The 6,268-nt window shown below is 73.0% G+C and carries 6 protein-coding genes; 2 read left to right on the plus strand and 4 right to left on the minus strand.

What is annotated here, in order from left to right; genetic code table 11:
* Positions 1 to 24: 24 nt before the first annotated feature.
* On the plus strand, positions 25 to 399 hold the full coding sequence (locus tag BAW75_RS06080) for a hypothetical protein (RefSeq protein ID WP_104112926.1): 375 nt from the start codon (positions 25 to 27) through the stop codon (positions 397 to 399).
* Positions 400 to 415: 16 nt separating this feature from the next.
* Here the strand turns inward: BAW75_RS06080 and BAW75_RS06085 are convergent, their stop codons facing one another.
* From BAW75_RS06085 to BAW75_RS06100, 4 genes are all read right to left on the minus strand, one after another.
* On the minus strand, positions 416 to 886 hold the full coding sequence (locus BAW75_RS06085; protein WP_043328932.1) for a ribose-5-phosphate isomerase: 471 nt from the start codon (positions 884 to 886) through the stop codon (positions 416 to 418).
* A 71-nt stretch (positions 887 to 957) separates the two neighbouring features.
* Positions 958 to 2,157: a DUF1015 family protein gene (locus BAW75_RS06090; RefSeq protein ID WP_104112927.1), complete on the minus strand. Its 1,200-nt coding sequence runs from the start codon at positions 2,155 to 2,157 to the stop codon at positions 958 to 960.
* 132 nt (positions 2,158 to 2,289) lie between these two features.
* Positions 2,290 to 2,601: a hypothetical protein gene (locus tag BAW75_RS06095; RefSeq protein ID WP_233607659.1), complete on the minus strand. Its 312-nt coding sequence runs from the start codon at positions 2,599 to 2,601 to the stop codon at positions 2,290 to 2,292.
* Positions 2,602 to 2,800: 199 nt separating this feature from the next.
* Complete coding sequence (locus BAW75_RS06100; RefSeq protein ID WP_043328926.1) at positions 2,801 to 3,424, minus strand: mycothiol-dependent nitroreductase Rv2466c family protein; 624 nt, start codon at positions 3,422 to 3,424, stop codon at positions 2,801 to 2,803.
* A 229-nt stretch (positions 3,425 to 3,653) separates the two neighbouring features.
* Between BAW75_RS06100 and pepN the strand changes: the two genes are divergently transcribed.
* Positions 3,654 to 6,200, plus strand: a complete 2,547-nt coding sequence (gene pepN / locus BAW75_RS06105; protein WP_167435525.1) for an aminopeptidase N — start codon at positions 3,654 to 3,656, stop codon at positions 6,198 to 6,200.
* The last annotated feature ends 68 nt before the right edge of the window (positions 6,201 to 6,268 follow it).

A 6,268-nucleotide genomic window follows, 5' to 3' on the forward strand; every position in this document is an offset into this window, starting at 1 on the left:
GTACGGGGGCGGTACGGTCGGGGGATGGGTGAGGCGGAGGGACGGCGACGACGGCTACGGCATCACGGCGAGGCCGGAGCCCCGGCCGACAGCGCCGACGGCACCACGGCCAGCACCGCCCCCGTACACGACGACGTGACGCCCCGGGCCCCGCGCGGCGGCCGGCCGGGCGAGCCGGAGCCGCGCGGACGCCGCGCCGCCCCGACCGCCGAGGAGGGCGAGCGCGGGCTGCGCGGGCTGGTCGGCTCCGGCTCGTCGCAGGTGAGCGTCACCGCCGCGCTGCGGGCACGGGACGCCGCCCGCCCCACCGACGACGACCTCGCCGCGGCGGAGGAGCGGGTGGTGCTGATCCGGCGCAACTGGGTGCCCCGCGAGGAGCTGCCCCGCAACGGGCGGTGAGCCCGGCGGCGTCCGGTCAGGCGGGCAGCTCGGGCAGCTTGCGGCTCTGCTCGTAGGCGGCCACCTGCTCGATGCGCCGGCTGTGCCGGGGGTTGCCGGAGAACGGCGTGGTCAGGAACGCCTCGACCAGCGCGGTCGCCTCGTCCAGCGTGTGCTGCCGGGCACCGATCGCGACGACGTTGGCGTCGTTGTGCTCGCGGGCCAGCTGGGCGGTCTCCACGTTCCACGCCAGCGCCGCCCGGACGCCGGCGACCTTGTTCGCGGCGATCTGCTCGCCGTTGCCGGAGCCGCCGATGACCACGCCGAGGCTGCCCGGGTCACCGACCACCCGGTCGCCGGTGTGCAGGCAGAACGCCGGGTAGTCGTCGTCCGGGTCGAAGGCGTGCGGACCCACGTCCACCACCTCGTAGCCCTGCTTGGCCAGGTGGTTGGCGAGGTGCACCTTCAACTCGAAACCGGCGTGGTCGGATCCCAGGTAGACGCGCATACCGCGCAGTCTGACAGGCCCGCTTCCGGGCCGGCGAACCGGCGGCGACCCGGAGGCGGTACGTCACACGGTCAGTGCGGCAGCTCGGCCACGACCAGGCCGGCCCGCGCCTTCGGGGTGAACCAGGTGCTCTTGCGGGGCATCTTCTCCCGGGCCAGGTTCACCGCGACGAAGTCGTCGACGGTCACCGGCGCGACGAGCACCGCCAGCTCGGCCCGGCCGGCGTCGACCTCACCGACGAGCCAGCTCGCCGGATAGTCGCCGCCCACGTACGTGATCCGCTTGTCGCCCGGGTCGAGGCCCAGCGCGTCGCGCAGCAGCAGACGCTCGACGAGCGCGTGGTCGAGGTTCTCCAGCCGGCCCGCGCCGACGTGCGGCAGCGTCACCGCGTACCCCCGGCCGCCGAGGTAGAGGCGCACGACGCCGCCGGTGGCCGGCACGTCGACCGGCCCGTCCACCGGGGTGATCTCCGCGCCCGCCGCGCGCAGCCGGTCGAGCAGCTCCTCCGGCGTGGTGGTCAGCTCGCTGACCAGCCGGTTGTAGGGCTGGATCGCGACCGACGCGGGCGTGGTGACCACCGCGAGGAAGCGCGGGAACCCGCCGGTCTGCGCGGCCAGGCTGCGGTGGTTGCCGTCCGCGACCACCAGCTCCCCGCCGCCGGCGAGCGCGGTCAGCTCGTCCTGCGTGGCACCCGGGCCGAGCAGCCAGATCGCGTGCGTGCGACCGGACTGGTCGACGTCCGTCGCCGCGGGCGCGCCGGCCGCGTCGGTCGCCGCCGCGAGCGCGGCGTGCAGCTCGTCGCCCCTACCGGTCTGGAGCAGCAGTACGGGCGAGAGCAGGTGACCGAGCGCCTCGGCCAGCGCGACGCGCTCGCGCACCTTGGCGATGAACACGTCCTCGTTGCGGATCACCAGGCCCGGCTCGTCGGCGCGGGTGGAGATCTGGTCGGTGTCGACCATGGCCCACAGCCCGTACGCGCTCTCCTCGCCCGGCGCGCTGATCCGGTAGAGCACCACCACCTGCTCGGCCGGCGTGTAGCTGCCGTCCGCCTTCGCCTCGGCCAGGCGCGCCACCGCGTCCCGCAGCGCGTCGAGGAACGACTTCCCGAGGCTGCCCGGCGCCCGGTGGGGCATCTCGATGCCCAGCGCGCTGTGCGGATTCGCCTCGACGATGGAGGTGATCTCCGCGTCGTCGGCGAACTCGTCGTAGTTCTGCGCGCCGGTGCCGCCAGTGGTGATCCAGGCCCGGTTGATCGGATGCACGACCGTCATGTCCGCTGACGCTACCCGGGCCCCGATCGCCCCCGCCGCCGGACTCACCCCCTTACCACCAGGTGAAAGGAAGGGCCCCCTGTTAACGCCTCCGGTAGAGGAAGGGCCCCTTCTTAACACCGGGAGGGCGGCTCAGGCGGTGGGGTTACGGTGCCGGCCCGGAACCGGACGGCGAGCCGGGGCGGCGGGGCGGGAGCCGGCGTTGAGGCGTACCGTCGTCGCGCCCGCGGCGGCGCCGGTACGCGACGGCGCCCGCCCGGGCCGGACGGTCTCGGCCGGCGGCGTCATCCGCGACGTGGCCACCACCCGGGCCACGCCGACCACGATCGGCGGGGCCAGCAGGTCGGCCACCTCGGCCGGGCCGGCCGGCCAGTCGCTCTCGGTCACCGACCAGTACGTCGCACCGGAGTCCTCGGTCGCCGGCTGCGGCGCGTCGTCGGACATGCGGCGGTGCTTAGCCATGGGAACGCCTCCAGGAGCTGCCGTGGTGCGGCCTCGCGTGGGCCGTCGGCTGGGACATCCGGTGAAACGAGCCCCGCACCGGCCCGGTGACGGGCGGGTGCGGGGCTCGGGGCGCGCTGCGGGTGTTAACAAGGGGCCCTTCCGCTGCCGGAGGCGTTAAGAAGGGGCCCTTCCTTACCCCTCAGTCGAAGATGGGGCCCTGCTCGCGGGTGCGCTTGAGCTCGTAGAACCCGGGGGTGGCGGAGACCAGCAGTACGCCGTCCCAGAGCCGGCCGGCCGCCTCGCCCTTGGGCGCCGGGGTGATCACCGGGCCGAAGAAGGCGACCTGCCCGCCGTCCGGGCCCGGCGCGTGGATCACCGGCGTGCCCACCTCGGTGCCGACCGGCCGCATGCCCGCCTCGTGGCTGGCCCGCAGCGCGTCGTCGTACTGGGTGGACTCGGCGGCGTCGGCGAGCGCCGGGTCCAGACCGACGTCGGTGAGCGCGCCGACCAGCATGTCGCGGCCCAGTTCCTCCTTGCCGAGGTGGATCCGGGTGCCCATCGCGGTGTAGAGCTTCGCCAGCGTCTCGGCGCCGTGCGCCTGCTCGACGGCGATGCACACCCGCACCGGACCCCAGCCCTTGACCATCAGGTCCTGGTACTCCTCCGGCAGGTCCCGGCCCTCGTTGAGCACGGACAGGCTCATCACATGGAACCGGATGTCCACGTCCCGGACCTGCTCGACCTCGAGCAGCCAGCGGGAGGTGATCCAGGCCCACGGGCACAGCGGGTCGAACCACATGTCCGCGGTGACACGTTCGGTCACGGTGTCATCCCTTCACGACAATGTCGCGCCGGGGATCCGGCGCGGTCACTCCCGATCCTCCACCCACGGCCGTATCGACCGGTACCGGAATGAGAGCGTGACCTCGACCACCGGGAGCGGTCCGTGCATGGAAGACTCGGTTCTCAGCGGGCCGTCACGAGCGGGCCGGGAAAGACCGGTGCCGCGGGGCGCGGCGAGACGAGTGGGATGGAGACGAACAGTGCCGGGAGTGCGCAACCTGACCCAGGTCGAGGCGACCGAGCGGGCCCGCCTGCTCGAGGTGACCGGGTACGACATCAGCCTTGACCTGTCGACCGCGGTGCAGCCCACCGGTCGCACGTTCCGCTCGGTGACCGAGGTCCGGTTCCGCTGCGCCGAGCCGGGGGCCACCACCTTCATCGAGGCGGCCGCCGAGTCGGTGCGTTCCGCCACGCTCAACGGCGAGCCGGTCGACCTGTCCGGCTGGTCCGCCGAGAAGGGCCTCACGCTGACCGGCCTGGCCGCCGAGAACGTGCTCGTGGTCGACGCCGACTTCGGCTACTCGAACAGCGGGCAGGGCCTGCACCGCACCGTCGACCCGGTGGACGGCGAGACCTACCTGTACAGCCAGTTCGAGACCGCCGACGCGCAGAAGGTCTACGCCTGCTTCGACCAGCCCGACCTGAAGAGCGTCTACACCTGGCACGCCACGGTGCCGGACCACTGGCGGGTCGTGTCGAACATGCCGGTGGCCCGCGAGGAGGCGGCCGGTGAGGGGCTGAAGACCGTGCACTTCGCGCTCTCGGAGCGGATGAGCACCTACATCACCGCGCTCTGCGCCGGGCCGTACCACGAGGTGCGCCGCAGCCACGACGGCATCGACATGGGCTACTTCTGCCGGGCCAGCATGGCCCCGCACATGGACGCCGACGACCTGCACCTGATCACCACGCAGGGCTTCGACTTCTTCCAGGAGAAGTTCGGCGTGCGTTACCCGCTGCCCAAGTACGACCAGCTCTGGGTGCCCGACTTCAACGCCGGCGCGATGGAGAACTTCGGCTGCGTCACGCACGCCGAGTCGCACTACATCTTCCGCTCGCAGGTCACCGACTTCGAGTACGAGCAGCGCGCCAACACGATCCTGCACGAGCTGGCGCACATGTGGTTCGGTGACCTGGTCACCATGCGCTGGTGGAACGACCTGTGGCTGAACGAGTCGTTCGCCGAGTGGGCCAGCCACTGGTGCAACACGCACGCCACCCGCTTCACCGACGCCTGGACCACGTTCCTGTCGATCCGCAAGAACTGGGGTTACCGGCAGGACCAGCTCTCCTCCACCCACCCGGTCTACTGCGAGATGCCGGACCTGGAGGCGGTCGAGGTCAACTTCGACGGCATCACGTACGCCAAGGGCGCGAGCGTGCTCAAGCAGCTCGTCGCGTACGTGGGCGAGGAGCCGTTCCTGGCCGGCCTGCGCGCCTACTTCGGCAAGTACGCGTGGGGCAACGCCACCTTCGACGACCTGCTGTCCGAGCTGGAGACGGCCTCGGGCCGGGAGCTGCGCAAGTTCGCCGCCCAGTGGCTGGAGACCGCGCAGGTCAACACGCTGCGCCCGGAGGTGACCATCGGCGCCGACGGCACGTACGAGCGGGTGGTGGTCCGGCAGGAGGCGCCGTCGGGCTACCCGACGCTGCGTACCCACCGCATCGGCGTGGGCCTGTACGACCTGACCGACGGCCGGCTGGTGCGCCGGGAGCTGATCGAGACGGACGTGACCGGCGAGCTGACCGAGCTGTCCGAGCTGCACGGCAAGCCCGCCGCGGACGTGCTGCTGCTCAACGACGAGGACCTCACGTACGCCAAGCTGCGGCTGGACGAGCGGTCGATGGCCACCGTGGTGCAGCACATCGCCGGCTTCGACTCGTCGCTGGCCCGGGCGCTGTGCTGGACGGCCGCCTGGGACATGACCCGCGACGCCGAGCTGTCGGCCCGCGACTACGTGGCGCTGGTGCTGGCCGGGCTGACCGCCGAGACGGACATCAACCTGGTCACGGCCACGCTGCGGCAGGCGAACACCGCGCTCACCTTCTACGCCGACCCGGAGTGGGCGCCGACCGGCTGGGCGGACCTGGCCCGTACCGCCCGGACCGCGCTGGCCGCCGCCGAGCCGGGCAGCGGTTTCCAGCTCGCCTGGGCCCGCGCATACGCCTCGTCGGCCCGTTCCGGCGAGGACCTGGCGACGCTGCGCGGCTGGCTGGACGGCAACGGGGTGCCGGAGGGGCTGACCGTCGACACCGAGCTGCGCTGGACCGTGCTGCAGTCGCTCGTGGCCAACGGCGCGGCCGGTGCCGCCGACGTGGACGCGGAACTGGCCGCCGACCGTACCGCCAGCGGCGAGCGGGAGGCCGCGTACGCGCACGCGCTGGTGCCGACCGAGGAGAACAAGGCGGCGGTGTGGGCGCTGCTCACCGGCCTGGACGCGCTGCCCAACTGGCGCAACCGGGCGCTGCTGCAGGGCTTCACCCACGCGGCGCAGGTCGAGCTGACCGCGCCGTACCGGGAGCGGTACTTCGCCACCGTGGACCAGGTGTGGGCGCAGCGTGACAGCGAGCCGGCGCAGGAGTTCGTCCAGCTCGCCTACCCGGCGCACCTGGTCGAGGAGGACACGGTCGCGGCCACCGACGAGTGGCTGGCCCAGGACGGGCGGCCGGCGTCGCTGCGGCGGCTGGTGGCGGAGGGTCGCGACGGTGTGGTCCGCGCGCTGAGGGCCCGCGAGCGGGACGCCCGCAGCGCCTGAAAGCAGGGGCGCGGCGGCCGGGGGCCGGCGTGGGTGGGAGCCCGTGCCGACCCCCGGCCGTTATCGTG

The sequence above is a fragment of the Micromonospora chalcea genome (assembly GCF_002926165.1).
Lineage (GTDB): Bacteria > Actinomycetota > Actinomycetes > Mycobacteriales > Micromonosporaceae > Micromonospora > Micromonospora chalcea.

Excerpts from the sequence above, each read along its gene's own strand:
- BAW75_RS06080 (WP_104112926.1), top strand. The coding sequence starts at position 25 with ATGGGTGAGGCGGAGGGACGGCGACGACGGCTACGGCATCACGGCGAG.
- BAW75_RS06095 (WP_233607659.1), bottom strand. The coding sequence starts at position 2,601 with ATGTCCGACGACGCGCCGCAGCCGGCGACCGAGGACTCCGGTGCGACG.
- BAW75_RS06085 (WP_043328932.1), bottom strand. The coding sequence starts at position 886 with ATGCGCGTCTACCTGGGATCCGACCACGCCGGTTTCGAGTTGAAGGTG.
- BAW75_RS06090 (WP_104112927.1), bottom strand. The coding sequence starts at position 2,157 with ATGACGGTCGTGCATCCGATCAACCGGGCCTGGATCACCACTGGCGGC.